Source organism: Candidatus Hydrogenedentota bacterium (genome assembly GCA_019637335.1).
GTDB lineage: Bacteria > Hydrogenedentota > Hydrogenedentia > Hydrogenedentales > JAEUWI01 > JAEUWI01.
This window is the reverse complement of sequence record JAHBVV010000012.1, coordinates 150,340-176,020: the sequence shown is the minus strand read 5'-3', so window position 1 is coordinate 176,020 and position 25,681 is coordinate 150,340. Positions and strand designations below refer to the sequence as shown.

Here is a 25,681-nt window from a genome sequence, read left to right as displayed (position 1 = left end):
TATAGTGTAGGGTGAGTTAAGTAAACCGACAGCCCCCTTCGCGGGAATGACGAATACATCCAGTGTAAGTAAGGAATCTCGTATCGGCGAACGCCTTACTTCAGACGGCTAAAGAATTACCGATATTCAGGGCCGAAGGCCTGTTTCAAACCAGCCTGGGCCATCGGCCCAGGAAAAGGGATCCAATAAGCGATGAGGGCTGAAGGCCCGCTTCATAGCACTCGAAATTCTTCGGTAATATCGGAATTGCACCCTGATTTAGTTGCCTCCGGGCCGCCCGTCATTTGGGCGGGGGCGGGAAGGCCTGGCCCGGCTCGCGATCCACCGGCTCCTGGTTCATCCGGCTCCAGTCGATTTTGCGCGTAATTTGCGTCCCCTGGGGGCGCGACGCCCGGAAGCCCCAGTAATTACGGAAGAGGATCTTGGATACAATTTCGTCGGGGAGTTTGAGGCCCTTCAAGGACTTTCCGGGTATTGCGGGGGAGGTAAATTCCTCCGCGGTGAGGATGTCGATGTAGGCCTGCATCTGGTTTACGGCCCAGTCGTCGGCGCGGCCCTTGATCATGACGAGATCGGACGCGAAAAAGAAGCGGTCCTGGTATTTGGTGAGGAGGCGCGTGAACTTTTCGGGATAGCGCGATATGTAGTCGATCCGCTCCGCCATGAAGTAGTCGCCGAAGCCGATATCGGAGTAAAGGTTCGGGAAGGTGTCCAGCAATTCCTCCATCCGCGCGCTGTATACGGATGAAAGGATGAAATGCGGGGCGACGACCTTCAAATCGGGGAACTGGGTGAGGATCGCGATGAATTCCTGGGCAAAGCCTTTTTTCTCCTTGAAGGGATTGACATGCAGGACAATCGGCACGTAGTTCGCCTCGCACCAGGCATAGAAGGACATCATGTCGGGATGATCCATCGCAATTGGATGGAACATGTAGGAGTGGTCCCTGCAGATGTAGCCGTGGCCCGTGTAGAGCTTTACGCCCGTGGCGCCCCGGGCGACGAGATCCTGAATTTTCGGTAGTTTCTCGGGATCCTCCGGATTGATCGTGGGCCACGCTTCAAATCGATCGGGGTAGGCCTTGATGATCTTGATCAGTTCTTCGTTGTTTTCGTCGTAGCCCGTGAATCCCACGGACTCATCGAGTGTCAGTGTGAACTTCGAGCTGCCCATCAGGCAGATCCGCTGAATTCCCAGCTTGTCCATGGCCGCCAGGAACTTCGGGGCCTCTTCGAGGGACTCGATATGCTCGTGGACATCCACGATGAGGCGTTTCTCCTGGATCTGCGCCAGGCTCATCGGGCCCGGATCCTGAAAGGGCCAGACCTGGTTCGGAACAGAGGGATCGGGGCCGGGATTGGCGGCTTCGATGGGTTCGGCGGGGTCCACCGGCGCCGCATCGGCAAGCGGCGCAATCGCCTCGCCGCTCACCGGGTTGAGCGCGCGCTGCCAGCTTAGAGCGAAGACCGCAAGAAAGCCGAGCCCGATGGCCGCCGCCACGATCCACTGGACGGCGTTGCTCGGCGCCACCGCCTCACCCGTTGCCAGGGGTTCTCCCGCGGCGGTGGGGGCCGGCGCCGCGGCCGTGGCTGGATCGGCCGAAGACTGAGGCGGCGCGGGCGGATGGTGATCCTTTGGCAAGAGGGCGTCCTGCAACGAGGGGGCCGCGCCGCCGCGCGCTTCATTGCGGGACGCCGGCTCGGGCACGCGCACGCCATCCGGTTTTTTCGGCGGACGCGCCGGCATGAGGGCGTCCTTCAAGGTGGGCTCAAGCCGGGGGTGTTCTTCGCGGGGATCGCCGTCATAACTGCTCATACTGCTGCCTCGCTGTGTTGATTTCGCCCGCGCGCGGGCCGTCCCCAGTATACGTATCGCAAGGGACGGGATAAAAGTTCGGCGGCACATCAGCGGAATGACGTGGCCAGCGGAGGGAACGCGGGCTTTGATAGAGACGGGGGGGCGGGCCTGTCGTGCCTTGCGGCGCTTGGACAGCCGGGACGCCTATCCTACATTTGCGCCTTTCGGCGCGTTGGACAGCCGGGACGCCTATCCTACATTTGCGGAACGGTTTACGGATTCTTGTGTGGGGATTGTTCCGCTGAGCGGAACGGTATGCATTCCCACGGTGGACCGTGGGAACGAGTTTCGGGTGGTGAAGGGGGAAAGGGGAAGAGTGAAAGCGGGAAGAGTGAAGGGGGAAGGACGCTTTTGGTGTTGTGGCTTGTTTTGCGCGGAATGTCCGCGATCCTGGCGCGCCTTTCGGCGCGGTGGACAGCCGGGACGGCTATCCTACATTTGCCTCGGACAGGCCGAAGGTGCGCCGCGGCGGAAATGACCGCGATCGTTGGTCGCGCGATCAGTCGGCGAGGTAGCCGGGGTGGCTGTAGACGGTGGCGCGTCGCGGGCGGCAGAAGGCGACCACGCAGAGCCCGAAGGCCTCGGCCATTTCGATCGCCAGGGAGGAGGGCGCGGAAACGGCGATGAGGTAGGGCCAGCGCGCCTGGCAGGCCTTGTAGACGATCTCGTAGGAGACGCGCCCGCTCACGAGCACGCCGCAGGCGCTGGCGAGCTGTTCGCGCAGGATGAGATCGCCGATGACCTTGTCCACGGCGTTGTGGCGGCCGATGTCTTCGTGGCTGGATAGAATGGTTCCGTCGATGGAGAACGCCAGTGCGGCGTGGACGCCGCCGGTCGCCTGGAAAATGGGCTGGTGATCCGGAAGCGCATCGAGAAGTTGGGCGACGCAGGCGCGGCTCAGGCCCCGGCCCGGCGGCGCCACCAGGGGTGCGCCGCGCAACTCGAGTTCCTCCGGCTCCCGAATCCCGCAGAGGCCGCAGGAAGCGCTGCCCATGGCGGAGCGCCGGTCCGCGAGCGGTTTCGCCACGGCCGCCGCCGGGACCGAGACTTCCAGACAGCCCGCGATGCCGGTTGCCGGGTCGGCGATCTCGCGGAACTCGGGCCGGATCTCGGGGCCGGTGAGGACCCCTTCGGTGTGCATCAGTCCCCGCGCGAGGGCGTGGTCCGCCCCCGGGGTACGCACGGTGGTGGTGTAGGGGACGCCGTTCACCTTGATCTGGAGCACGGCCTCCACCGGCAGGCGGTCCTCGACGGAGCGGGTTTCGGCGCCGGTCCACTGCGTCGCTTTGAATAGTTTGATACGCACGCCGGGAAGGATACCACAATGGCGCGGACACGTGTGTGGCGCTTTTAAGTTTCGGGGGCTTCGTGGTACATTGATGCGCGTAGGATTGATGTTCAGGCGCGCCGACCGGGCAGTTGCCGTGCGCCACGCCGGCGGGGAGGGCCGTGATCGGGGCCCGCGCAGGGAATTGGGCGGGCCAGGGAACGGGCTGTATTGGCCGCCATAACCGAGAAGGATAGACAATGATTCCCAAGGGCTGCAGTGCGGGCAGGGACCGCAATCGGGATGCATACGGTTCCAATGCGTCGCGCCTGGTTCGCCTGGCGGCTGGCGCCATCCTTCTCCTGGTTGTTTTTTGCGTGAATTCGCGGGCCGGCGCGGCGAATAAGCAGGATACGAGCCTCAGCGCGATTGCGCAGGAGTTGCTGGCGTCCTTTGACACGGCGGACGTTGACACGGACGGGCGATTGTCCGATGCGGAAGCCCAGGTGGCCGTTCCCGCTTTGACCGCTCAAGATTTCGCCGCCATCGACGCGAACAGCGACGGATTTCTCTCGGTCAGCGAACTCTTCGCGGCCAGTAGCCCTGCGGAAGGTGAAGGAGAAGGCGAGGGAGAAGGCGAAGGTGAAGGAGAAGGCGAAGGCGAAGGAGAAGGAGAAGGAGAAGGAGAAGGAGAAGGAGAAGGAGAAGGAGAGGGAGAAGGAGAAGGAGAAGGAGAAGGAGAAGGAGAAGGAGAAGGTGAGGGCGAGGGCGAGGGCGAGGGCGAGGGCGAGGGCGTTGATCCGTCACAGACGCCCGTGGTGGTGGAAGGGCCGATCCCGGGCGGATTTTCCGAGTCCAGCGCCGTGGTGACGTGGAAGACCCAGGTGGCGGCGCGGGGCCGCGTGCTGTACGGCCTATCCGAAACGGCATTGGATCAGTCGGTGGAAACGGGCGCCGCGGCGCTCGCGCATCAGGTAACGCTGCCGAGCCTCGCGCCCGGCACGACCTATTTCTTGCAGGTGGAAACACTGGACGCGGAGGGCGCGCCCGCGGAGCGCAGCCGCGTGGTATCGGCGGCGACCCGCAACACCCCGGACGCAAACCCGCCGGTCTTTGTGGCGCTGCCGTCCGTGGCGGGGACGTCGGACAGTGCGCTTCTGCTGGCGTGGACCACCAATGAGTTTACCCAGGGCGAGGCGTTCGCGGTGGAACCGGAGGGTGTTGTCGCGGCGGAAGCCATGACGGCCTACGGCAACGCGCATACGGCCCTGCTTTCGGGGTTGCAGCCGGACACCGTTTATAGCGTGGAAATCCGCGCGACGGACGCGGCCGGGAATCTGGTCGAGACGACGCTCGAAGCGGCCACGGCTTCGGAGGCGGACGCCCCGCCGTTGCGCATTGTGGAGGGGATGCTGATAGAGCGCGTCACGGCGAACGAGATTCACCTGCGCTGGGAAACCAGCGAGCCCGCGACGACGTCCGTTCGCTTTGCGGCGTCGGGGCAGGCGCCGCGCGTCCAGACCCGGTCGGGCCTGCGCCGCCAGCACCGGCTTACGCTGGTTGATCTTCTTCCCGATACCGCCTACAGTTTCCAGGTGGCGTCGGCGGCGTGGCGCGGGGGCGATGCCCTGGCCGAGGGGACGCTTTCGCTCTCGACGCTGCCGGTTTATGACGGGCTTCCGCCGGTTGTGACGGCTCCGCCAACGGTTCTGGGCGTTACCGACACCACGGCGACGATCTATTGGGAGACGGACACGCCCGCCGAGAGCACGGTGCGCTACGGTCTTGGCGCAACCCATACGGAAGTGGTTTCCGCCGGTGAGGCCGGGCTGCGCCACCGGGTGACGCTGGGCGGGCTGGTCCCCGGCGCCTCGTATAGCTTTGTTTGTGAATCCGCCGCATTCACGGGTGAGTCCGTGGAAGTCACGTCGGGGGCGGGCGGAAACCCGCTCGTCTTCACGACGGACGTGGGCCCGGATACGACCGCGCCCGAGATCACGGCGGGGCCGGAAGTGTTCGCGGTGACGGATGACGGTTTCACCGTGCGCTGGAACACGGACGAGCCCGCCGATACTTACCTGGCCTATGGCCTTGCCGGGGACGGCGACCCGATAGGGTATCAAGACGGCGCGCTTGCGATCGCGCACCGGGTTACGGTGCGCGGGCTGACGCCGAACACCGCGTACGAGGCGACGGCGAGCTCGGCGGATCTGGCGCTTAACGGGCCCGCGATGTCCGATCCGTTTGCCGCCATCACCTCCGCGGCGCCCGACCTTACCGGGCCGGAATTCACGGTTGAGCCGATGGTGGAGGAGGTGGATGCGAACTCCGTGCTCCTGGTGTGGGAAACGGACGAGCTCAGCAGTGGCGATATCGCGATTGGATTTGCGGCGGGCGAGTATGAGCAGATCCAGGCGACGCCGGGCCTCGACACCCGCCACGCGGTGCGCATCACCAATCTCGCGGAGGGGACGGTCTATTCCTTTACGGTCCGGGCGACGGATCAGAACCAGAACAGCAGCCTGAGTGAATCCGGGACTTTCGCAACCGCCGGGGTGGCGCTGGAAAACCTGCCGAGGCAGCTCATTGTACCCGTGGGGTACCGGCGCCTGCTCCAGCCGGTTTCGCCGGATCCGAGGGATTCGACGTTCACATTTTCCAGCTCGGCTCCGGCCATTGTTTCGGTGGACCGGCGGGGCGCGCTTCTGGCGGCATCGCCGGGCCAGGCGCGGATTACGGTTACGGCGAACGAGAGCGGCAGCACGGCCTCGTTTGTGGTGGGCGTTTTCACGCCGCCGGACCCGAATTTCCGCCGTTACCGCGGTTTCTTCGGCCTTCTCGGCATCCTCCTGCTACAGGACGGTGAAAGCGGGATAATTGACCCGTGTTTCGTGGCGACGGCGGCAAGTGGAACGCCGCTGGCCGCGAATATCGACATCCTGCGGGACTTTCGGGATGAATGGCTGCTGACGAACGCGCCGGGAACCATGTTTGTGGACGCGTACTACACGGTCAGCCCGCCGGTGGCGGATGTGATAGCCCGCAGCCCGGCGCTCGCGGCGCTCGTCCGCGCGCTGCTGGTGCCGGTCATTCTGCTGGCCGCCGCGTGGATGGCGGCGCCGGCTCCGACCGCCCTGCTTATGCTGCTGTGCGGCGCCGGGGTGGCCCGGCGTTGGCGGAAGCGGCGGGCGCGGGCCGGGAGCGATTGCGCGTGACGGGCGAGGCGGCGTTGCCCGGGCGCATTCTCGCGCTGGATATTGGCGACGCGCGTACGGGCGTCGCGGTTACGGATCCGAGCCAGACGATCGTGACGCCCCACGAGGTCGTTCGCGCTCCCTCGCGAGAGAAGGCCCTGGCCGCGATCGCCGCGACGGTGGAGTTGCTCCGTCCCGTGCTGGTGGTCGCGGGTCTTCCGCTGCTGGAGAATGGCGATGAAGGCCCGCAGGCCCGCAAGGTGCGCGTATTCGCGGATTTGCTCGCCGCGCGCATCCCCGTGCCCGTGGTGTTTGAAGACGAGCGTTACTCCACCCACGCGGCGGACGACATCTACCGGGCGAGCGGCCGGAAAGGTCGAAAACGTAAAGACGTGATTGATAAGATTGCCGCGGCACAGATATTGCAGTCGTATCTTGACCGGCGCAACGCCCATTCGGCGCCATCGCCGGGAGCGCAGTGAGCAGCCGCTGATGACGTGCTGCTTCACCCATGAAGAGGATGAAATGCTGTTGCGGACTATTGGCGCTCAACTAAAGGCCCACACCCACAAGCCTTCGCGGCGGAGCCGCGGAGCTTGAGGGTGGCACCCGTGGCGCCCTTTTGTGTATCGGAGCAGTCGTATCTTGACCGGCGCAACGCCCATTCGGCGCCATCGCCGGGAGCGCAGTGAGCGATCATGTCCAGTGAAGATTTATTAGAGGATGCCCGGGCCCACGAGCGTCGGAAGTTTCGCTTCTGGCGCTGGATTACGGCGCTGGTGCTTTGGGGAATCGCGGCGTCGGTGATTCTCGTGGCGGCGGCGGGCGCGGTGGGCTATATCCTGTACGATCACGTCACGTACGAAGGCGCCAGCGGGCCGGCGGTTGAGTTCGCCGTGCCGCGGGGATCCACGGGGCGCGATGTCGGCCGGCTCCTGGCGGATGCGGGCCTGATCGAATACGAGGGTTTCTTCCGGCTCGCGCTGCAACTGGACGGATCCGAGGCGGTAATCCGGCATGGCCTTTATGAGTTGAACCAGGGGCTCTCGGCGACCGGGTTGCTGCGGCAGCTACAGGCCGGGCCGAAGCGCCCGCTTGAGGTTGATCGGGTCAAGGTCACCATTCCCGAGGGACTCGCGATTGCGCAGGCCGCGACATTGCTTTCCCAGGGCGAGGACTATGTTCGCGCGGCCGCGGACCCGGCCCTTCGCGAGCGTGTGGGGGCGCCCGGGGAGTCGCTGGAGGGCTTTCTGATGCCCGACACGTATTTCTTCGACGAGGCTCCGGACGCCGACACGCTGGTGACGCGGCAGGTGGAGCATTTCGAGGCCGTGTACGCATCGCTGCTGTCGGAGATCCCGGGCAGCGAGAACCACGATCGAAACACGATTATCACCATTGCCTCGCTCGTGGAGGAGGAGGCGCGCACCGACGAGGAGCGCCCGCTGGTGGCGGCGGTCCTGTATAACCGGCTCCGGCTGGGCATGCCTCTGCAGATGGATTCCACGCTGCAATACGCGCTGGGCAAGTACGGCCAGCGCATGTTGAACTCGGACAAGGAGGTGGACTCCCCCTATAATACGTACCGGAACGCGGGTCTTCCGCCGGGGCCCATATCGAGCCCGGGCGCGGCCAGCATCCGCGCCGCGCTCGCACCGGCCGACGCCGACTACCTGTACTTCGTGTCGAACGCGGACGGCAAGACGCATACCTTCAGCACGACCCTGGCGGAACACGAGGCCGCGGTGGCCCGCTACCGCCGCGAGATCGCGGAGCAGCGCCGGGCGCTGGGACAGTAACGCATGCACGCCGAGAGGTGACCGAATCCAATGAATGGGACGCATCGATAAGCCGGGCGATGGGGCCCGAACGAAAAGGGGAGCAGGCGCGTGAGTACAAAGAGTTCCGCTTTGCGCATGGCGCTTCGGCTCGGCCTTATCTACGGCGTGTTGTCCGTCCTCTGGATTTTGTTTTCGGACCAGGCGGCCCTCCTGCTCCACGATGATCCCGTGCTTCTGACGCGGGTGCAGAGCTACAAGGGCTGGGCCTTTGTCATCCTGAGCGCCATACTGATCTTCATCCTCGTGTACCGGGATCTCGTCAAGCTGTTGAAGGCCCAGGCCGATCTTGATGAAAGCCGGAGCCTTCTGAACGCGATGCTGGAGAATTCGCCGGCCCTTCTCTACATGAAGGATCCCGAGGGGCGCTACCTGTTCGCCAACGAGCATTTCCTCCGCGTTACCGGGACGAAGTGGCCCGGGCTGGAGGGCAGGACCGACGGAGAGATCTTTCCGGAGGAGGTGGCCGCCGCCCTTCGCGAGAATGACCGCCAGGTGGCGGAAACGGGGGAGACCCGGGACTACCGGGAGGTGGTCCCCGATTTCGAGGGGAAGGAACGGAGCTATATTTCCGTGAAGTTTCCCGTGCGCGACGCGGCGGGCGGGATCGCGGCGGTCTGCGGGATATCGTCGGACATTACGGAGCGCGAGCTGCTGGAGCAGCGCGTCGAGCAGAACGAACGCCTGCACGCACTCGGGCGCCTCACGGGCGGGATCGCGCACGACTTCAACAACCACCTCTCGGTAATCCGCGGCAACCTGGAGCTGATGGCGTCGGATGGCGAGGGTCAGACGCCGGATCCGGATTGTGTTCGGGATGCGCGCTACGCCGCCAACCAGGCCGCCGAGCTCGTCGCGCGCCTGCTCGCGTTTTCTCGCAACCAGGTGCTTGTTGTCACCGATGTCGATGTTAACGCGGCGGTGGCGGGCATCCGTAAATTGATTTCGCGGAGCATCGGCGAGACGATCGCCGTCGAGCTCGATCTGCTCGACGCCCCCCTGTACGCGCGCCTGGACAAGGTGCAACTGGAAAGCGCGCTGCTGAATCTGGCCGTAAACGCGCGGGACGCGATGCCGCGGGGCGGCGTTCTTCGGATTCGCACCCGGCGCGCGACGGTCACTCCGGAGCAGGCGGAGGCGGAATCCGTGGCGGCGGGGGAATACGTTGAAATCGCGGTTGAGGATACGGGCGAGGGCATCGCGCGGGACAAGCTGGCGCGCGTACGCGAGCCGTTTTTCACCACCAAGGAGCCGGGCAAGGGCACGGGGCTCGGCCTGAGCATGGTTGACGGTTTTGTGCGGCAGTCGGGCGGATACATGCAGATCGCGAGCGAACCGGGCGCGGGGACGGCGGTATCCATCTACGCGCCGCTGGTGAAGCCGGGCGCGGAGGCCGCGCTGGCATTCGACGCGGAACGCGCGGGCGCGTACCCGAGCGGGCAGGGCGAGATCATTCTGGTGGTGGAGGATCAAGCGGCCTTACGGGAGTTTGCGGTGAAGGTGCTGCGGTCGCACGGCTACACGGTGAAATCCGCGGAGGACGGGCGCATCGCGGAGCAAATCATCGCCGAATCGCCGCACATCGACCTGCTCTTCAGTGACGTGGTGTTGCCCGGCGGCGTCCTGGGAACGGAACTTTCGGCGCGCTTCGCGGCGCGCTTTCCGGGGGGGCGCGCGATACTGACCACGGGGTATGCGGACCTCAGCAAGTACACGGGGGACAACGGCGCGATTACGGCGCCCGTGTTGCGCAAGCCCTACGGGGTATCCGAGTTGCTTCAGTCCGTCGCGGGGGCGCTCCGGAATACCGGAAGCGCCGCCCGCGACTCCTGATCCGTATCAAAGGTCCTTGCGCCGGAAGATCCTCCCGCCCGCCGCCATCGCGAACAGGGTGAGTCCGGCGAGGAACAGGTCGCCCCGCATTTCTCCGAGCCTTCTGGCGGTGGCTTCGGCGGGCATCGGGCACAGGCCGCCCGGCTCGGCCGGGATTTCCCTCCGCATGGCGATGGTGACGGACTTGAGCTCGCCGCCGGCGACATTGAGGTTCATCGAGCCGCGCAGGTAGCCGGGCGCGTTCACGAGGACGCTGTACTGGCCCTCGGCAATGGCCGGGAACGCGTAGATGCCCTCGGTATTGTTGGTGACCGGGTTGAAGGCGCTTACCTTCAGCTGCACGGAGGCATCCGTCAGGCGTTTCTGATCGACATTGTCCCAGACGGTGCAGAACACCGAGGACGCGAGAATTGCGGAGCTTTTGGCGAGCACGGGCTCCAGCACGGCGGGGCCGTCGACGCGCTCGTCATACTCCTCGGGATCCGTGGTGCCCCAGTAGTTGGACTGCATCAGGATTTGCTCGTCGCGCTCGTTGATGACGGCATACCCTTCGATCGTGAGCAGGAAATCGTTCCACCCGTCCTCCGGGCTCGTTTCATCGCCCAGGGATTTGGTCTGGAATCCCGCGGACTTGCCCGGAAGGGCGCGGATGATGATGCCGGCGCCCGGCACGGGCGGATCGCCGAACTCCGCGGGGATATCCCCGAAGATGCATCGGCGGATGGTGGGGATCTCGCCGGCGATATCGATCCCCACGCCGAGGCTCATAAAGACGCAGCGGTCGATGACCGAATTTGCGGGTCGATCGCCGTCCACGAGCATGCCCGTCCGGCCGCGCTCGGGGGTTCCTATGAAGCTGACTTCGAGCAGTTGCATGGCGACGTCGTTCATGTCGAAGAGGTAGGCCTCGTCCGCGGCCGGCATGATGGTCACGCGGCGCAGCGCGCTGTTCTCGGCGCCGGTCACCTGGCCGAGGATGATCACGTCTTCCTCGCGCTGGCCCGCCACGATAACATTGTCGCGCAAGACGACATCCTCGTCATACACACCGCCCCGGACGATAATCCTCGGGCGGCGTTCGGCGTTCGGCGTCACCTGGGAGAGCGCGTAGTTGATCGTGCGCCATGGCTGGGCTTCCGGCGAGTCGATACCGTCCACCGCGACGACAAACGGGGAGTTGGGGCTGTTTGGATCGGTGGGATCGGAGTTTTCCAGGAATTCCTCCAGGTTGGTGAGGTCATCCATGTCCAAATCCAGATGGGCGTCGTGCGGCGACAGCGGATCCAGCCCGAACTGGTACTCGAAGTTGTCCGGCATGCCATCGCCATCGGTGTCGGTCAGGTTGTCGCTGGTGCCGAGGCAGTTTTCCACGCAGGAGTTCAGCCCGTCGCCATCTCTGTCGATGAACTCTCCGACGCAGAGCGCCAGACAGTCCTCAATTTCGCCTTCGCCTTCGCCTTCACCTTCGCCCTCGCCCTCGCCTTCACCCTCGCCCTCGCCTTCGCCTTCGCCTTCACCTTCACCTTCACCTTCACCTTCACCTTCACCCTCGCCCTCGCCCTCGCCCTCGGCGGGCAGTTGGTAACGGATCGAGAAGGTCGCCCCTTGCACGTTTTCATTCCCGGCGATATCCCGCACCGCGTTCGCGCCTATGTCGGCCGTCAGCACGCCTTCGGAGAGCGGCGCCAGCAAGACTTGGTATAGCGCGCCCTCCCCGGAGAAGTCCTGCACGATGGCGTTGCTCAAGAACACTTGCTCGGGGTCTAACGGCAGCACATCTTCGCTGAAGGTGATGGTCACGGGAATGGGGAAGGCGCTGGTGGGATTGCTCTCGCTGGTGCTGATGGCGATCGTGGGCGGGGTGCGGTCGATGGTATAGGGATCCGACGCGGCCCCGAAGTCCTCCATCGCATTACCGGCGGCGTCCGCAATGTGGGCTCCGTCCCGGAGTTGCAGGGCGATGGTCCCGTCGCCCGTGCCTGTTCCCACGGTAACGGTGAATTGATTGCCGCCGCCGCCGACGCTGTAGGGGAGCGGGAGGCCGCCAATCGCCTTTCCGGGCGGGCTCTGAACCTCGCCGTCCACAATCACATCCAGGGAGGACGCGTCCACGCCCCCCACGTCCTCGGTGAAGAGGAGCGTAAAGTCCACGGTTTGGCTGTTGGTCGGCGACGCATCCGCGCGCGAAATGGAAACGAGCGCCGGCGCGGCCGTATCGATGGTGAGCTCGTCGTCGGTTCCGTCCGTGCCGATGTTGCCGGCGGCGTCGGTGGCGGTGGCGTCGACGCCGTACACGCCATCGGGGAGCGGATTTGTGACGGTCGCGGACCACACACCGCCGCCCGTTTCGGCGGCGTAGAGCTGGCCGCCGACGATTATCTCAACCGATGTTGCGGTCGCGTCGCTCACGGTCCCCTGAATTACGGGTGTGGGATTGTTGGTCAATAGCGGCGTAACCGTTACCTCGGGCGGCGTGATGTCAATGACCAGGGCGCCGGGGAAGGTCTCCTGGGCGGAAACCTCCTGGACTGTGACGGCAGTGACGTGGACGTCGTATGCGCCCTCTTCGAGCGTCTCGTAGACGTCGATGGTCCACGTGTCGCCGGACAGGCTGGCGTTGTAGGTGGTATCGTCAATGATGACATCGACGTACGCCAGTTCCAATTCGCTCGTGGCCGTACCGCTGAGCGTTGGGGTTTGAACGGCGGTTACGACCCGCGAAAACGTAATGGCCGGCGCGCCCGAATTCACCGTCAGCTCGGCGACCGACTCGTCGGAACCGGAATTGCCCGCTTCGTCGGTTGCGATCGCGAGCACGTCATACGTGCCGTCTCCAAGCGGCGAGGTGACATCCGCGGTCCAGGTTTCGCCGCTGATGGTGGCCGGATAGCTTGCGCCATCCACCCACACCTCCACGGTAACCGCGGTCTCGTCGCTCACCGTCCCGCTCAGCTGCGGGGTCGTGTCGCGCGTGGTCAGCGTGTTTACGGTCACCACGGGGGGTGTCGTGTCGATAACGACCTCGCCGGATCCGTTTGCGCTGTTTCCGGCGCTGTCCGCCGCGGTGGCGGTTGCCGTATAGCGGCCCTCCGCCAGCGCCGTTGTGACGTCCGCGCTCCAGGCATCGCCCGAGAGCGAGGCGTTGTAGGTCTCCGAGGCAATGTCCAGGGTGACGGCGCTGGCGCCGGTGGCCGTGCCCGTTACCGTTGGCGTCGTGTCATTCGTTACCAGGCGGTTCACCGTGACATCGGGCGCTGCGGTATCGATGGTGAGCGCGCCGGTTCCCGGGCTGGACCCCACGTTACCCGCCGCATCCTCGCCGCTGACGGCCACGTTGTAGGTCCCGTCGGCGAGGGGGGGCGTAATGGTGTTGTCCGCCAGGGCCCATGTGCCGTCGCCGTTGTTCGTGGCGGGGTAGGTCATGCCCTGGACGGTCACGGAGATGCTGACGCCGTCCGTGCGCCCGGCGATGGGGCCGTCGTCCACCGTGCCGGAGAGGGGGGGGGTGGTGTCGTTGGTGACCTTGGAATTCACGGTCAGTACCGGCGCCTCCGTATCGATAACGGCGCCTTTCACCCGGCTTTCCGTCGCGGTATTTCCGGCGGCGTCGGTGGCGTCCGCGCGGATGGTGAAGTCGCCATCGGGAAGCCCCGACGGCGGCGTCGCGCTCCAGGCGCCACCGGACACCGTCGCGGCGAAGGTCTGTGTGTCGACCGTGATGTCGAGGGTGACCGCGGTGGCGTCGGCCACGGTTCCGGTCAGGAGCGGGGTGGCGCTGTTGCTGACTATGGCGTCGATGGTGATCGCCGGCGGAACGGTGTCGATCGTGAGGCTGTTTTCGAACAGCTGCATATTGGTGTTGCCCGCCGGATCTTCGAGATTGAGCGTCACGTCGTATACGCCATCCGCCAGCGGACTGAGGGAATTTGCGGGCAGATCCCACATGGCGCCGTTGTTCTGGGCCATCAGGAGCGTCTGCGTATCCACGCTCACGTAAATCGTGGCCGTGGAGTCGCTGTTCAGGCCCGACAGCGCGGGGGAGTTCACGTTGGTGATCAGGGGCGTCACGCCCGCCGTTGGCGCGGTGAGGTCGATCGTCAACTCCAAGGATGTATTGTCGGTTCCGACGTTGCCCACGGGATCGGTCGCGGTGGCTTCCACGTCGTAGAAGCCTTCGGGAAGGGCGGCGATAACGCCCGGGGCCAGCGACCACGTTGCGCCTTCGTTCGTGGCGGAATGCGGGCCGCTCCCGTTCACGGTAATCGCGATCGTCGCGCTTGGATCGTCGATCGCGCCCGAGAGGCCGGGCGACGCCACGTTTGTCAGCAGCGAGTTGACGGTGATTGCGGGCGGCGTGCTGTCGTAGAGCACCTGGCCGTCGGTGGTTTCGTTGAGCGAATCCTGTTCGCTTACATTTCCGAGGGCATCCTGCACGAGACCGGCGCCAACCGAGGGCATGATCGTACCGTCGCCGGTGACCCCGGTCACCTGCAAGATGAAGTACTGCTGGTCCCCGCCGGGATTGAGCAGGTTGTAGGTCAGTCCCGTCGCCGTGCCGAGGTTCGCAAAGTCCGCGATCTGAAGGCTTGTCCCGATCGGTTCGTCGGCGCTCACGTCGAACTCGATCGGCAGCATGTTCGTCGGGTCCGTCTGGCCCGACCGCACTTCGACAACCAGGGTTGGCGGAATGGGTCCGATGTTGTCAAACTCCCCGCTGAATTTGGACGAGTTTCCACTCGAATCCGTGCGCGTGGCGGTGAGGTTGTGGTTGTCCCACGGGGCCAGGTTAACGGGTACATTCACGGTGCTGTTCGAGGCTGTCGCCTCGCCGAGGAAGGCTTTGCCCTGGGCTCCCAGGTCCGCGAATACCTGGACCAGGTCCCCGGGGCCCACGCCCGCCACGGTCGTTGAATAGGGGTATCCCGTTGGCGCGGATGGCGCGAGGGGGGCCGCGATACCGCCGTTTTCGCTGCCGATCGAGAATTCGATACCGCCCTGCGTGTTGTCGAAGATTGAGTTGTAGGTTATTGTGGTCCCGACGACATTCCCCGTCTGCCGCGCGAGGAAGACGCCGTACCCGCCGTTGTGTGCGATGGTGTTCGAGCCGCTCTCGCTTCCGCCGATAACGTTGTCCTGGGCGTTAAAGGAGGACGCCAGAACGTGAACGCCGTTGCCACCGTTGCCGAGGGGGTCTACGCCATTGCGTGCGACCCCGATGAGGTTGTCCGCGATCGTGTTGTCGCTGGAGGATATGATCTGGATACCGGTCGCGTTGTTGCCGGACACGATGTTGTTGTTGGTAATGCTCGTATTCGTGACGCCATTGCGAATGCGGATGCCGATACCGGTATCGACCACGATGGCGGTGTCGCCGTCGCTGTTCGGGCCGACGACGTTGGCGCGTATGAACGTGGTGTCCACCGCCGAGCCGTTCAGGTCGATATTCGCGGGCCCATTGCCGGAAATTACGTTTCCGCCGTCGCCTTCCGAGGTGTCGCCGATTTTTGTGTTGGTAATGGAGGCGGGCCCGCCGAGGGAGCCATCGATATAGACGCCGCCGGCGAAGTTGCTGATTTTGGTCTGGCCGTCGGCGGATACACCGATGTAGTTATTGAGTATCTGCGTGGAGTGTGCGGATTCGGTGGAGCCGGTGACGGCGACGCGTATACCGGCCCCCGCGTTTCCGGAAACGATGTTCCGGTTTTCCAACGAGAGGCCGCCAATGAAATTGGACGAGGAATTGTCGATCCGGATCCCGTCCCCATCATTGCCCAGGTCCGCAACGCCGTCGGTTCCGATCTTGCAGCCGGAAATGCTGTGCGACCAACTGTCCGGCCCCTGGATCCAGATCCCGTGGCTGTTGGACGTATAAATGTTGCAGTTATAGACACTGTAGCCGTTCGCCGTGCCCGAAAAGCCGATCCCGGCATTGCCCGAATCGATAATCGTGAGCCCCTCGACGCTTCCGAACTCGCCGCCCGTGAAGTAGAGCGCGGGCATGGAATTGTCCGCATTGCAGTCGATCGTCACGTTGCCGCCGCCATCGATGTTCACGGTTTTCGTGATGGTGGGCAGGTCTTCACTTAGGGATATGTTCGTGACCCCGGGTGCAAACGTAATGGAGAAAGGCCCGTCACCCGACGCCACCTGGTCAATGGCGGCGAGCGCCTCATCCAGCCCCAGCCCGTTCGTTCCGGGGTTGGCGATGAGCGCCGCCACTGAACTGAGATCGGCGCCGTCGAAGGACGTGCCATCACTGTAATCCAGCGATTCTGTGGTGACGACGATGTTCTGGGCGGCGCCCGCAATGGAGAGCGCCAGGGCGCCCGCGGCCAGCAACAGGCGCGCCATGCGCCCGGACGATAGAAGCTGAATCATTTCCTCAATCCCTGTATTCGTTCACGCGCGCGGCCGGAACCCCGCGCTTCAGGCCGGTGTGCTTGGACCACCGCCCGGCTGCATGAAAAAGGGGCCGTCTCCCCGGCCACCTGGCGGCCCGCGCGAATCCACGAACGGGGCGCCACCGCACTACACCACTGCGCCCGGCCCGAAAGGCGTGGCCAGCCTGTTCTCGCGCGGCGCGATCCCGGCGCCCGCGACTTGTCTAATGGTAACACATTTATGGCCGGGGCTGGAATGGCGATGGAGCGCCCCCCGCCTTGCGCGGCCCGCCGCGGTTTGCGTATGCTCCCCACCGCACCACCAACCGATGCAAAGGAGCGCACATGGCGTGTGAAGCCACGGCCTATGCCCGCGCGGGGCTCATTGGCAACCCGTCCGACGGCTACTTCGGGAAGACGATCAGCTTTGTGATCCGGGATTTCGCCGCGAAGGTGAGCTTGTATGAGAGCCCGGAGATCGAGATTGTCCCGAGCCTCCAGGATCGCTCTAAGTATAAATCTACAAAAGATTTATACGATGACGTCGCCAACAACGGGTACTATGGCGGAATCCGCCTGATGAAAGCGACGATCTGCCGGTTTATCGAGTACTGCCGGGAGGAGCGAATCGATATCGAGGGCAAGAATTTTTCGATCCGGTACCGTTCCACCATCCCGCGGCGTCTGGGGCTGGCGGGTTCCAGCGCCCTGATTACGGCCACCCTACGCTGCCTCATGGATTTCTACGATGTGGAGATACCGAAACACCTTCAGCCCAATCTGATCTTGCAGGTGGAGACCGACAAACTCGGCATTTCCGCTGGATTGCAAGACCGGGTGATCCAGGTGTACGAGGGCGCGGTTTTCATGGACTTCGACAAGCAGCACATGGACCAGCACGGGTATGGGCTATACGAGGAGCTCGACCCGCGCAGCCTGCCGAACCTGTTTATCGCGTACCGGCTGGATCTCGGGGAGGGATCCGAGACGTTCCACAACAACATCAAGGAACGCTGGCGCGGGGGCGACCCCGAGGTGCGGCAGGCGATGCTGGATTTCGCCTCGTACGCACAGGACGCGCGCGATCTGATTGCCGCCGGGCGCGGGAAGGAGATCGGGCCCTTGCTCGACAAGAATTTCGACCGCCGCCGCTCGCTGTACACCCTGGACCCGCGCAATATCGACATGGTTGAACGCGCGCGGTCGGTGGGGGCGCACGCCAAATTCTCGGGGTCCGGCGGGGCGATTGTGGGCGTTTTCGAGGATGAGACGATGTACGAGCGGCTTGTCGAAACGATGCGGGCGGGGAATATCGCGGTTTTCCGGCCCACCATCGAGGCCTGAGAAAAACCGGGCTTCGTGACTCCAAAGCGCGCCGCGCGGGAATACGTTAATGGGTACCCTGTATGTCATTGCGACGCCAATCGGCAACCTGGAGGATATCACCTACCGCGCGGTCCGCGTGCTTGGGGAGCTGGACGCCCTGGCCTGCGAGGACACCCGCATTACGCCGCGCCTGCTGGAGCGGTACGGCATCGAGCGCCCCAGGACGATGTTCAGCTACCACGAACATAACGAGGAAATGGCGGGCAAGCGCATACTCGGGCTGCTCGGCGAGGGGCTGACGGTGGGGCTATGCAGCGATGGCGGCTGCCCCGGCGTGAGCGATCCGGGCTACCGGATTATCCGGGACGCCCAGGAGGCTGGCCACACGGTGGAGATCCTGCCGGGCCCCACGGCCGTGACCACGGCGCTGCTTGCGTCGGGGCTGCCCGCGTCCAGCTTCGTGTTCAAGGGCTTCCCGCCGCGGAAGTCCGGCGCGCGGCAGCGGTGGCTCGCGGCCGACGGCGAAGCGCCCCATACGCTGGTGATCTACGAGTCTCCATTCCGGCTGGGGGCGTTGCTGGCCGACGCGCACGCGGCGCTGGGCAACCGGATGGCGGCGGTCTGCTTCGAGCTGACGAAGAAATTCGAGCGCGTGGAGCGCGGCGCGCTCGGGGATCTCGCGGCCGCCTACGCGGGGAAGAAGGTAAAAGGCGAGATATGTGTTGTAATCGCGGGGTCCAATCCCAAGTTTGTGCAGGCGGAATAGGGCGGATCCGGGGGCAGAAAAAGCTTGCAATAGGGCGTTGTGATGTAGTATTGTGCGCAACCAGAAGTAAATTTTTCGGCCCCGGGCCGGAAGTATAACAACTTGAAGGGGGCACTGTAGATTCGGCGCCCCCGCTTCCGGGGGCTCCAGCGCAACGGATCATGGTGATCCACTATCGCGATATGCGAGCCAAGCCGCACAAAGGAGTTGTAAAATGGCCAAGAAAGATCTGAAGTTCAGCATTAACCAGGATACCTGCCCCATCGCGGTCTACGTGCAAATTGAGAATATGGTGCAATTCGCCATCGCGTCCGGCAAGCTCCTGCCCGGGGACACCCTCCCGTCGGTGCGCGACATGTCCAGTATGCTTGAAATCAACCCGAACACGGTGACCAAGGCGTACCGCGACCTGGAACTGATGGGCCTGGTGCACACGCGCCGCGGCGTGGGCGTGACGATTGCGGAGAAGGCGCCAAACCTCTGCCGCGACAAGGTCCGCAAGATGGCCCAGCACCACCTGCGCGATGCGGTGGGCGAGTGCATCGCCAGCGGCATTTCCGCGGCGGATGTCCGCAAGTTCGTGAAGAGCGCGATCGACGAAGGCGTAATGCCCTACGAGCCCTGATCGGGCCCGCATCTCAGCGTGACACGCGGGGAAGCGACCTCCTTCAACCCGTCTGCTCCGGCCAGCCGTCTTGTCCTGTAAGGGGTACGAAGACGCAGTCGGTGTGGAGGGTTGTCTGGAGGGCGTTTCCCCGCTTTTCTATGCGGTGCAGGCGCTGGTGTCCGCGACCGCCGACGGGGCACAGCAGGCGCCCGCCATCGGCCAGCTGCTCGATGAGCGCCCGGGGCGCCGCCGGCCCGCCCGCGGTGACCATAATCGCGTCGAACGGCGCGTGAGCGGGAACGCCGAGGGTCCCGTCGCCGCAGACAAACTGGATGTTCTCGTAGCCCAGCCGCCCCAGGCAGGCGCGCGCGCGGGCGAGCAAATCGGGATCGCGCTCCACCGTCACCACCGTCCGCCCGAGCGAGGCCAGGATCGCGGTCTGGTAGCCGGAGCCCGTGCCGATTTCAAGAATTCGTTCGTCGGGGCCCGGCGCCAGCAATTCGGTCATGCAGGCGACCATGTAGGGCTGTGAAATGGTCTGCCCGTGACCGATGGGCAGCGGGCGGTCGTCGTAGGCCATATCCGCGTATTCACGTGGGACGAAACAATGGCGCGGCACGCGGCGGAGGGCATTGAGCACGCGTTCGTTTACTATCGACCGCGCGCGAATCTGGTCTTCGACCATCCGGTCGCGAAGTTCGGCGTTATCGAGCATGGCACGGCCCCCCGGGGGCTATACGCCCACCAGGACCAGGCGGACAATAAAAACCCCCATCACGGCGGCCAGCGGCGCGAAATCCAGGGGGCCCATGGGCGGCAGCATGCGCCGCATAAACTGGATGCACGGGTCGGTGATGGCGGGTATGCGGCCGAGCAGCAGACCGCGAAACTCGAGTTCGAGCCACGGCCCGAGCCAGCGCAGCAACAGGGCCATCATGTAGAGGGTCAGGCCGCTGTACAGTATCGAGGCGATCATCATGCGAAGGGATACTCCCGGAGTTTGTCGTACACCGCGCCCCCGGGTCGCAGGGTGCTCTTCCATAATGCCACACCGGCGGCCGCGAATGCATCCGATTCCCATGCGCGGGCCGTTTCCAGGAGGGCTTCCACGCGCCCGGGCGGCGGTGGAACGCGGAGCCGCGCGAGCGTGACATGGGGGTGCGGATCGCGCCCTTCCGGCGGCAGCCCGAGGGCCCGGGCGCCCGCCTCCCCCCCCGAAAACACGGCGGGCAGATCCCCGGCCTCGACGCGGACACCGGCCCAGATCACGCTCGGCCGGCGCACATTCGGGAAGGCGCCCGCGCCCGCCAGCCGCAGGGAGAGCGGCCCGCAGGCCTCCAATTCACGCGCCATCGCGCCATCCAGGGCTTCCATCTGTTCGGGAGTGATATCACCGAGGAACCGCACGGTTACGTGGAGGTTTTCCGGGCGCACCCAGGACGCCTTCAGGCCGGCGCCCCGCCAGGCGGCGTAGAGGGCCGCAGTCTGGGCGCGGACGCTATCCGGCAGGTCCAGGCCGAGAAAACAGCGCATCCGCTCCGGATTCAATGGATATTCCAGTAGTCTTCGTCCGCGCAGACGGGCGGAATGCCGATATCGGCGACAACCAGGCGCCCCAGCCACGGCTTTGCGGCGGGAAGCTGGAATCCGCGCTTGGCGAACTGAAAGGTTACCGTGGTGTCCGCCCGAATACAGGCCCCGCAGGGCTCTCCGGTATCCGCGTTCATGCCGGAGGGCAGGTCCACGGCGATGGTGGGGCGATCGGGCCACGCCTCAATGGCTGCCCGGGCGACTCCGCTGACTTCGCCGCGGATCCCGGTGCCCAGGACCGCGTCCACCAGCACCGCACAGTCCGCGAGTTCGGCCACAGCCCGCGCGGCGGAGCCCTCGTCGGGCGCCCAGGCGACCTCGCCGCCGAGGTTTTCGTAGGCGCGGAGGAAGACGGCGGCGTCCCCGTGGATTTCGACGCGGTTCGCGAGCACCACCACGCGGGGCGACTGGCCGGCCAGCAGCGCGTAGCGGGCGGCCACGTAGCCGTCCCCTCCGTTGTTCCCTTTGCCGCAGACGATCCCCACGGGGCCGCCCTCGATCTGTTCAAACACGGCGCGGCCGGCATTATTCATCAGCACGGCGCCGGGAATACCGATGTCCTCGATACAGCGGCGATCGGCCTCGCGCATCTCGCGGGCCGAGAGATAGCGTATGTCCGTCATGGCGTACATTCCTGTATCGGGGGTTCGGGCGCGCCGCCAGGCCGGCCCGCCCCCGGCTGTGTTTAATTGAAGCTTCTTCCCTTGAAGCTAACACAGCCGGGAACCCGATGGCACATGCGTACACGCCTCGTAACACTTTCCAAGCCGGGCCGGTACTGTGAACGTGCTACAATGGGGTTGTACGCTCCCGTCCGCGGAGCCGGAATAGAAAGGTGACTGTCATGCGTGCCCTGCCGCGCCTCCCGTTCCTTTTTCTCATTGCTGTTCTGGTCTCCGGCTGTCCGTGGTTTACGCCGGGGAATCGCGCGTTTACCAGCGCCGACACGGGCCGGGGCCCGGTTTTTGACGCCATTGGGGCCGGCGCGGAGGGCGGCGCTCCGGACGCGGAGGGCGGCGGCGGGCTCCCGCGCGAGGTTGTGGAGCCGGATGTCATCCGGCGGCAGGACAACCTCCTGTACGTGCTCAACCAGTACCGCGGGCTGAGCATTGTGGACCTGGATACCGATACGCTCCTGGCCCAGGTCCCGGCCACCGGGTATCCCCGCGACCTGTACTTCGCCGGCGGCATGGCCTATGTCCTCGTGGGCTACGCGAGTGACGTCTCCATTGACGCCGGTGTTGTCGCCATGACGAGCCAGTCGCGCCTTTACGCGGTGGACGTCTCCACGCCGGCCGATGCGGCGATCCGATCCCACATCGACCTGCCCGGGGATCTCGTCGACAGCCGCCTGGTGGGCGACGTTTTGTACGCGGTCACCGCCGCGTACGACTACGGCTACTACGAGGATGTGGTATCGACCGGCAGCGCCGCGGCCACGACCGTCACGAGCATATCCGTGGCGGACCCCGACGCGCTGGCCCAGGCCGATCAGATCGAATTCACCGGGTCCGGAACGGTGGTGCACGTGACGCCGGAATTCGCGTTTATCGCCGCGCCGGACTGGGCGGGCGACAGCACGGTGATTACGTGCCTGGACATCCGGGATCCGGGCGGCGCGATCCGCAACGCGGGTTCGGTCCGCGTGCGGGGGTACCTCGATGATCGCTTCAAGATGGACGCCTGGAACGGCGCGCTGCGGGTGGTCTCCAGCGCGTGGGAGGCCGAGCGGCAGGTCTACCTGAGCACTTTCGACCTGACGCAGCCGGATATTCCCCGCCTCGCCGAACTCCGCATCGAGGGCGCGGAAGGCGAGACCCTGTTCGCCACGCGATTCGATGGCCCGCGCGCGTACGTGGTGACGTTTCTGATTGTCGATCCGCTGTTCGTGATCGATGTGGCCGATCCCGCCGCGCCGCAACTGCTCGGCGCGCTGGAAGTGCCCGGGTACTCGACCTATATCCAGCCGCAGGGCGATCGCCTGGTGGCGCTGGGCGTGGACGACACCGTCGGACGCCGGGTGAGCGTGAGCCTCTTTGACGTTTCCGGCAATGGGGCGCCCTCGCTTGTCGACCGCGAGAGCTTCGGCGAGGATTGGGCGTGGTCGAACGCGTTTTCCGACGTAAAAGCGCTGACGATCCTGGACGACGTCATCATTGTGCCCTTTGCGGGGTGGGGCGGCCACGGCGGCGGCTTTGAACGCCTCCAGTTCCTGTCCTACACGCGCGATGATCTTCAGCTTCACGGGGCGGTGGATCTCAGCGGGAACATTCTGCGCTCATTCGAGTACGACGCGTTCTACTTTGGCGTCACCACGGAGCAGGTCACGCGGATCGACGCGTCAAACCTGGACAATCCGGTGGCGGTCGCGTCGGTGACCATCGCGGAGAACCTGGTGGACTTCCTGGAGATTGGCCCGGACCTCGGCGCGGAACTGGTCGCGCGCTACGACGAGGGCACGGTGATCGCGCGGGCGGTGAATGCAGCGGGCGATGTCCTGGGCGAACTGGAACTGCCCATCGGACAGTACTTCGATGCCTGGCAGTCCGGCGAAACGCTGGTCGTGGCGGGGATCACGTGGGACGAGAAGCCGGGGTATACCGTTGCCGTGGTGGATCTGGCCGATCCCGCGTCGCCGGCGCTGCTGCACGAGGTCCCGGTAGACGTGTACCCCTGGTTTTACAACTACTTCTACTACGATTACGGCTTTGCGCGCCCGGAGCCGGCGGTTGAACCCGGCGGCGGCGCGGTGGCCGGCGATATCGCCATCGGGCTGCCCTACTACTACTTCGACGCGGGCGAGAAAGGCTTCCTGCTGGGCGAAACGCTGGCCCTGCGCTGCTCCGCGGACCGCTACGACCGCGTGTACGGCCGCCAGACGCCGGATCAGGGCCTCGCGCTCGTGAACATCCGCACGGGGCGCTGGACCGCCACGGCCGGCCTGGGCTACGGCGCGCTGGTATCGCTGAACGCCGTGGATGGCCTGCTGTACGCCGGCACGAAGGAGCCGGTCGCCTCGGGCATCTTCGGGCCGCCGCTTGCGGCGTATTACCTCCGCACGCTGGACGTGGTGAACGGGATAGAGGGGACCGCAGCCAACGTTCCCGGCGCGTTCGTGCAATACGATCCCGATACGGACCTGCTGGTGCTGCACGATTACCAGTGGGACGGCAGCGGACGGTTGGAGAGCTCGCTGGAGACGGTGCGCTGGAGCGGCGGCGGATCGGTGACCCCGATCGGCAGCGCGCCGATTGCCTCGTACACCTCGCGCGTGGTGGGGGCGGGCGCCCGCGTCTACTACGACAGCCATGATCCGGCGTACGCGATCCACGCGGTCGCCGTGTCCAGTACGGGCGCACTCACGCCCGCGGAGCCGGTCGCCGCGGAAGGCGCGTACGGGAGCATCATTGGCGCGCGCGGCGATCACGTGTTCGCGAGCCTGGGATACAACGCCCTCGCCCACTACACGTTCAGCGGAAACGCGGGTGAACTGGCCAGCCTGACGCCGGTCTCGGGTTATCCCTCCGCAGTGCGCTTCGGATCGGCGCGGGCCTACTTCCCGCTGGGCTACTACGGGCTGGTCTCGCTGCCGCTCTCGGCTGCAAAGTAATCGCCATCGGCAATATCCGGAATGCCGATGACCAGCACGCGCATCCGCCCGGCGGCGCCATGGACGACGCCGGGCGGGATGTGCACAATCGAGCCCGCGCGCACGGGGTGATCTTCCCCGTCCAGGTGCACCGTGCCCTCGCCGGACAGCACGTAATACAGTTCCGTCGCCACTTTGTGGTAGTGGCGTTTCGCGCCGTCGATATCCACGGCGTGCGCCCAGGCCGCCGGATGCAGCGGGGCGTCTTCGTGGCTGATAAGGCGGTCGCGCCAGCCGCAGGCGCTGCGTTCGCGCGGGGCGTCGCCCTCGTGGCGGATCAGGATGCTCGGGTTGCTCATGGCGCCCTCCTCGTTAGGGTTTCAGTGGGTGCAATTCTGATATTACCGATGAATTACGAGCGCTATGGAGCGGGCCTTCAGCCCTCATAGATTATTAGATCCCTTTGCCTGGGCCGATGGCCCAGGCTGGTTTGAAACAGGCCTTCGGCCCTGAATATCGTTACTTCAGCGCCGAAGGCGCCCGATCATATCAGCCTGGGCCGCAGGCCCAGGAAGAATGACGACGAATTCGGCCAGGGCTGAAAGCCCGTATCATAGTGGGTTTCCGGCGAACTGCAAAAAACGGGACTATTCTTACTTCCCCATAGTCCGGGCGCGGTAATATCAGAACTGCACCCGTTCCAGTTGCTTCGTGATGGCCTCGGCCACCAGTGTGGCCTGGGCGGCGCGGCCTTCCTCGTTGTAATGAACGCCATCGGATGCGAAGTGGTCCTGGCGGTCGGCGGAAAGCGCGTAGAGGTCCGTGATCGGAATGCCCGCTTCCGCCGCGAGTTCCGCCGCGATGGCGTTGCGCGCCTGGACCCGGGTGTTCTTTTCCTCGTCGAAGCGGCTGAGGTCCTGGCTGTCCCGCCACGGCGTGCTCATGCACCAGATCAGCTTCGCGTCGGGCGCCTCGCGCTTGAGCATGGCGAGCAGATCCCGGATCGCCTCGCGATACTGCTCTTCCGTGTAGTCCCAGCCGTGCAGGCCGTTGTTCACGTGGATCACGCCAAACGAAAAGCGGCGCAAGATCAGTCCAAGCTCGTCCAGAAAGTCGGGGTGGCCGGCAAACTTGGAGGTTGTGAAGCGCGCGCAGTTCGCCCGGTCGCCCAGTTCCTTTTCCACGCCGTTGTAGTAGCCGCGTACGATCGAATCGCCGATCAGCAGCACCCGCGGTTTGTCCGGGTCACGGTCCGCGTTGGTGATCCAGACATCACTCCATTCGATGCGCTCGTGGATGACCTCTTCCGCGCCGCCCGACGGGACAAACAAAAGAACAGCGGCAATAACGGCGGACAGTGCAATACGCATGGGCGCTTCCTCGCATGTGGGGGTTCGGGTTGGCTGTCCGGGGAGTATACGCCGGGATCTGGC

The 25,681-nt window shown here is 65.0% G+C and carries 17 protein-coding genes; 8 read left to right on the top strand and 9 right to left on the bottom strand.

Features of this window, described 5'->3' with window-relative positions; genetic code table 11:
• Positions 1-280: 280 nt before the first annotated feature.
• Both KF886_14725 and KF886_14720 read right to left on the bottom strand, forming a co-directional pair.
• Positions 281-1,816: an amidohydrolase family protein gene (locus tag KF886_14725; protein ID MBX3178611.1), complete on the bottom strand. Its 1,536-nt coding sequence runs from the start codon at positions 1,814-1,816 to the stop codon at positions 281-283.
• Between the two features lie 541 nt (positions 1,817-2,357).
• Positions 2,358-3,164 carry a formate dehydrogenase accessory sulfurtransferase FdhD gene (locus tag KF886_14720; GenBank protein MBX3178610.1) on the bottom strand — a complete coding sequence of 269 codons (807 nt, stop codon included), beginning with the start codon at positions 3,162-3,164 and terminating at the stop codon, positions 2,358-2,360.
• A gap of 221 nt (positions 3,165-3,385) precedes the next feature.
• Here KF886_14720 and KF886_14715 point away from each other — a divergent pair, with 221 nt between their 5' ends.
• The 4 genes from KF886_14715 to KF886_14700 all read left to right on the top strand — a co-directional run bounded on the left by KF886_14715 (position 3,386) and on the right by KF886_14700 (position 9,990).
• Entirely contained in the window at positions 3,386-6,340 is a 2,955-nt protein-coding gene (locus KF886_14715; GenBank protein MBX3178609.1) for an Ig-like domain-containing protein, read from the top strand.
• The gene (gene ruvX, locus KF886_14710) at positions 6,337-6,801 is read left to right on the top strand and encodes a Holliday junction resolvase RuvX (protein ID MBX3178608.1); all 465 of its coding nucleotides are present in this window, start codon (positions 6,337-6,339) and stop codon (positions 6,799-6,801) included. The genes KF886_14715 and ruvX overlap by 4 nt, the downstream gene beginning before the upstream one ends.
• 216 nt (positions 6,802-7,017) lie before the next feature.
• Positions 7,018-8,118 carry an endolytic transglycosylase MltG gene (mltG, locus tag KF886_14705; protein MBX3178607.1) on the top strand — a complete coding sequence of 367 codons (1,101 nt, stop codon included), beginning with the start codon at positions 7,018-7,020 and terminating at the stop codon, positions 8,116-8,118.
• 90 nt (positions 8,119-8,208) lie between these two features.
• Positions 8,209-9,990, top strand: a complete 1,782-nt coding sequence (locus KF886_14700; protein ID MBX3178606.1) for a PAS domain-containing protein — start codon at positions 8,209-8,211, stop codon at positions 9,988-9,990.
• A 6-nt stretch (positions 9,991-9,996) separates the two neighbouring features.
• Here KF886_14700 and KF886_14695 read toward each other — a convergent pair whose 3' ends face one another.
• The gene (locus KF886_14695; GenBank protein ID MBX3178605.1) at positions 9,997-16,368 is read right to left on the bottom strand and encodes a hypothetical protein; all 6,372 of its coding nucleotides are present in this window, start codon (positions 16,366-16,368) and stop codon (positions 9,997-9,999) included.
• 347 nt (positions 16,369-16,715) lie between these two features.
• On the opposite strand from KF886_14695, the gene KF886_14690 reads away from it, so the two are divergent.
• The 3 genes from KF886_14690 to KF886_14680 all read left to right on the top strand — a co-directional run bounded on the left by KF886_14690 (position 16,716) and on the right by KF886_14680 (position 19,087).
• A complete protein-coding gene (locus KF886_14690; GenBank protein MBX3178604.1) occupies positions 16,716-17,714 on the top strand; it encodes a GHMP kinase in 999 nt (332 codons plus the stop codon).
• 49 nt (positions 17,715-17,763) lie between these two features.
• Positions 17,764-18,462: a 16S rRNA (cytidine(1402)-2'-O)-methyltransferase gene (gene rsmI, locus KF886_14685; GenBank protein MBX3178603.1), complete on the top strand. Its 699-nt coding sequence runs from the start codon at positions 17,764-17,766 to the stop codon at positions 18,460-18,462.
• Between the two features lie 214 nt (positions 18,463-18,676).
• Positions 18,677-19,087 (top strand): GntR family transcriptional regulator, encoded by a 411-nt coding sequence (locus tag KF886_14680; GenBank protein ID MBX3178602.1) that lies wholly within the window; start codon positions 18,677-18,679, stop codon positions 19,085-19,087.
• Between the two features lie 43 nt (positions 19,088-19,130).
• Here the strand turns inward: KF886_14680 and KF886_14675 are convergent, their stop codons facing one another.
• From KF886_14675 to KF886_14660, 4 genes are read right to left on the bottom strand one after another with little or no spacing between them, the layout of a single operon-like run.
• Positions 19,131-19,754, bottom strand: coding sequence for a protein-L-isoaspartate(D-aspartate) O-methyltransferase (locus tag KF886_14675; protein MBX3178601.1), 624 nt, complete (start codon positions 19,752-19,754; stop codon positions 19,131-19,133).
• Between the two features lie 48 nt (positions 19,755-19,802).
• Positions 19,803-20,048: a YggT family protein gene (locus tag KF886_14670; GenBank protein ID MBX3178600.1), complete on the bottom strand. Its 246-nt coding sequence runs from the start codon at positions 20,046-20,048 to the stop codon at positions 19,803-19,805.
• Entirely contained in the window at positions 20,045-20,602 is a 558-nt protein-coding gene (gene thpR, locus KF886_14665) for an RNA 2',3'-cyclic phosphodiesterase (protein ID MBX3178599.1), read from the bottom strand. Before thpR ends, KF886_14670 begins: the two co-directional genes overlap by 4 nt.
• 11 nt (positions 20,603-20,613) lie before the next feature.
• Entirely contained in the window at positions 20,614-21,282 is a 669-nt protein-coding gene (locus KF886_14660; protein MBX3178598.1) for an NAD(P)H-hydrate epimerase, read from the bottom strand.
• A 221-nt stretch (positions 21,283-21,503) separates the two neighbouring features.
• Between KF886_14660 and KF886_14655 the strand changes: the two genes are divergently transcribed.
• Positions 21,504-24,269: a beta-propeller domain-containing protein gene (locus KF886_14655; GenBank protein ID MBX3178597.1), complete on the top strand. Its 2,766-nt coding sequence runs from the start codon at positions 21,504-21,506 to the stop codon at positions 24,267-24,269.
• Here the strand turns inward: KF886_14655 and KF886_14650 are convergent.
• Together KF886_14650 and KF886_14645 are read right to left on the bottom strand one after the other, a co-directional pair.
• Positions 24,230-24,607 (bottom strand): cupin domain-containing protein, encoded by a 378-nt coding sequence (locus KF886_14650; protein MBX3178596.1) that lies wholly within the window; start codon positions 24,605-24,607, stop codon positions 24,230-24,232. The two genes, KF886_14655 and KF886_14650, sit on opposite strands and share 40 nt — an antisense overlap.
• A 324-nt stretch (positions 24,608-24,931) precedes the next feature.
• Complete coding sequence (locus KF886_14645) at positions 24,932-25,618, bottom strand: SGNH/GDSL hydrolase family protein (GenBank protein MBX3178595.1); 687 nt, start codon at positions 25,616-25,618, stop codon at positions 24,932-24,934.
• Between the last annotated feature and the right edge of the window lie 63 nt (positions 25,619-25,681).

Bases quoted from the DNA above. Each gene is read 5' to 3' on its own strand.
- KF886_14725 (MBX3178611.1), bottom strand. From the start codon at position 1,816: ATGAGCAGTTATGACGGCGATCCCCGCGAAGAACACCCCCGGCTTGAG.
- KF886_14715 (MBX3178609.1), top strand. From the start codon at position 3,386: ATGATTCCCAAGGGCTGCAGTGCGGGCAGGGACCGCAATCGGGATGCA.
- mltG (MBX3178607.1), top strand. From the start codon at position 7,018: ATGTCCAGTGAAGATTTATTAGAGGATGCCCGGGCCCACGAGCGTCGG.
- KF886_14695 (MBX3178605.1), bottom strand. From the start codon at position 16,368: ATGATTCAGCTTCTATCGTCCGGGCGCATGGCGCGCCTGTTGCTGGCC.
- KF886_14690 (MBX3178604.1), top strand. From the start codon at position 16,716: ATGGCGTGTGAAGCCACGGCCTATGCCCGCGCGGGGCTCATTGGCAAC.
- rsmI (MBX3178603.1), top strand. From the start codon at position 17,764: ATGGGTACCCTGTATGTCATTGCGACGCCAATCGGCAACCTGGAGGAT.
- KF886_14680 (MBX3178602.1), top strand. From the start codon at position 18,677: ATGGCCAAGAAAGATCTGAAGTTCAGCATTAACCAGGATACCTGCCCC.
- KF886_14675 (MBX3178601.1), bottom strand. From the start codon at position 19,754: ATGGTCGAAGACCAGATTCGCGCGCGGTCGATAGTAAACGAACGCGTG.
- KF886_14670 (MBX3178600.1), bottom strand. From the start codon at position 20,048: ATGATGATCGCCTCGATACTGTACAGCGGCCTGACCCTCTACATGATG.
- thpR (MBX3178599.1), bottom strand. From the start codon at position 20,602: ATGCGCTGTTTTCTCGGCCTGGACCTGCCGGATAGCGTCCGCGCCCAG.
- KF886_14660 (MBX3178598.1), bottom strand. From the start codon at position 21,282: ATGACGGACATACGCTATCTCTCGGCCCGCGAGATGCGCGAGGCCGAT.
- KF886_14655 (MBX3178597.1), top strand. From the start codon at position 21,504: ATGCGTGCCCTGCCGCGCCTCCCGTTCCTTTTTCTCATTGCTGTTCTG.
- KF886_14650 (MBX3178596.1), bottom strand. From the start codon at position 24,607: ATGAGCAACCCGAGCATCCTGATCCGCCACGAGGGCGACGCCCCGCGC.
- KF886_14645 (MBX3178595.1), bottom strand. From the start codon at position 25,618: ATGCGTATTGCACTGTCCGCCGTTATTGCCGCTGTTCTTTTGTTTGTC.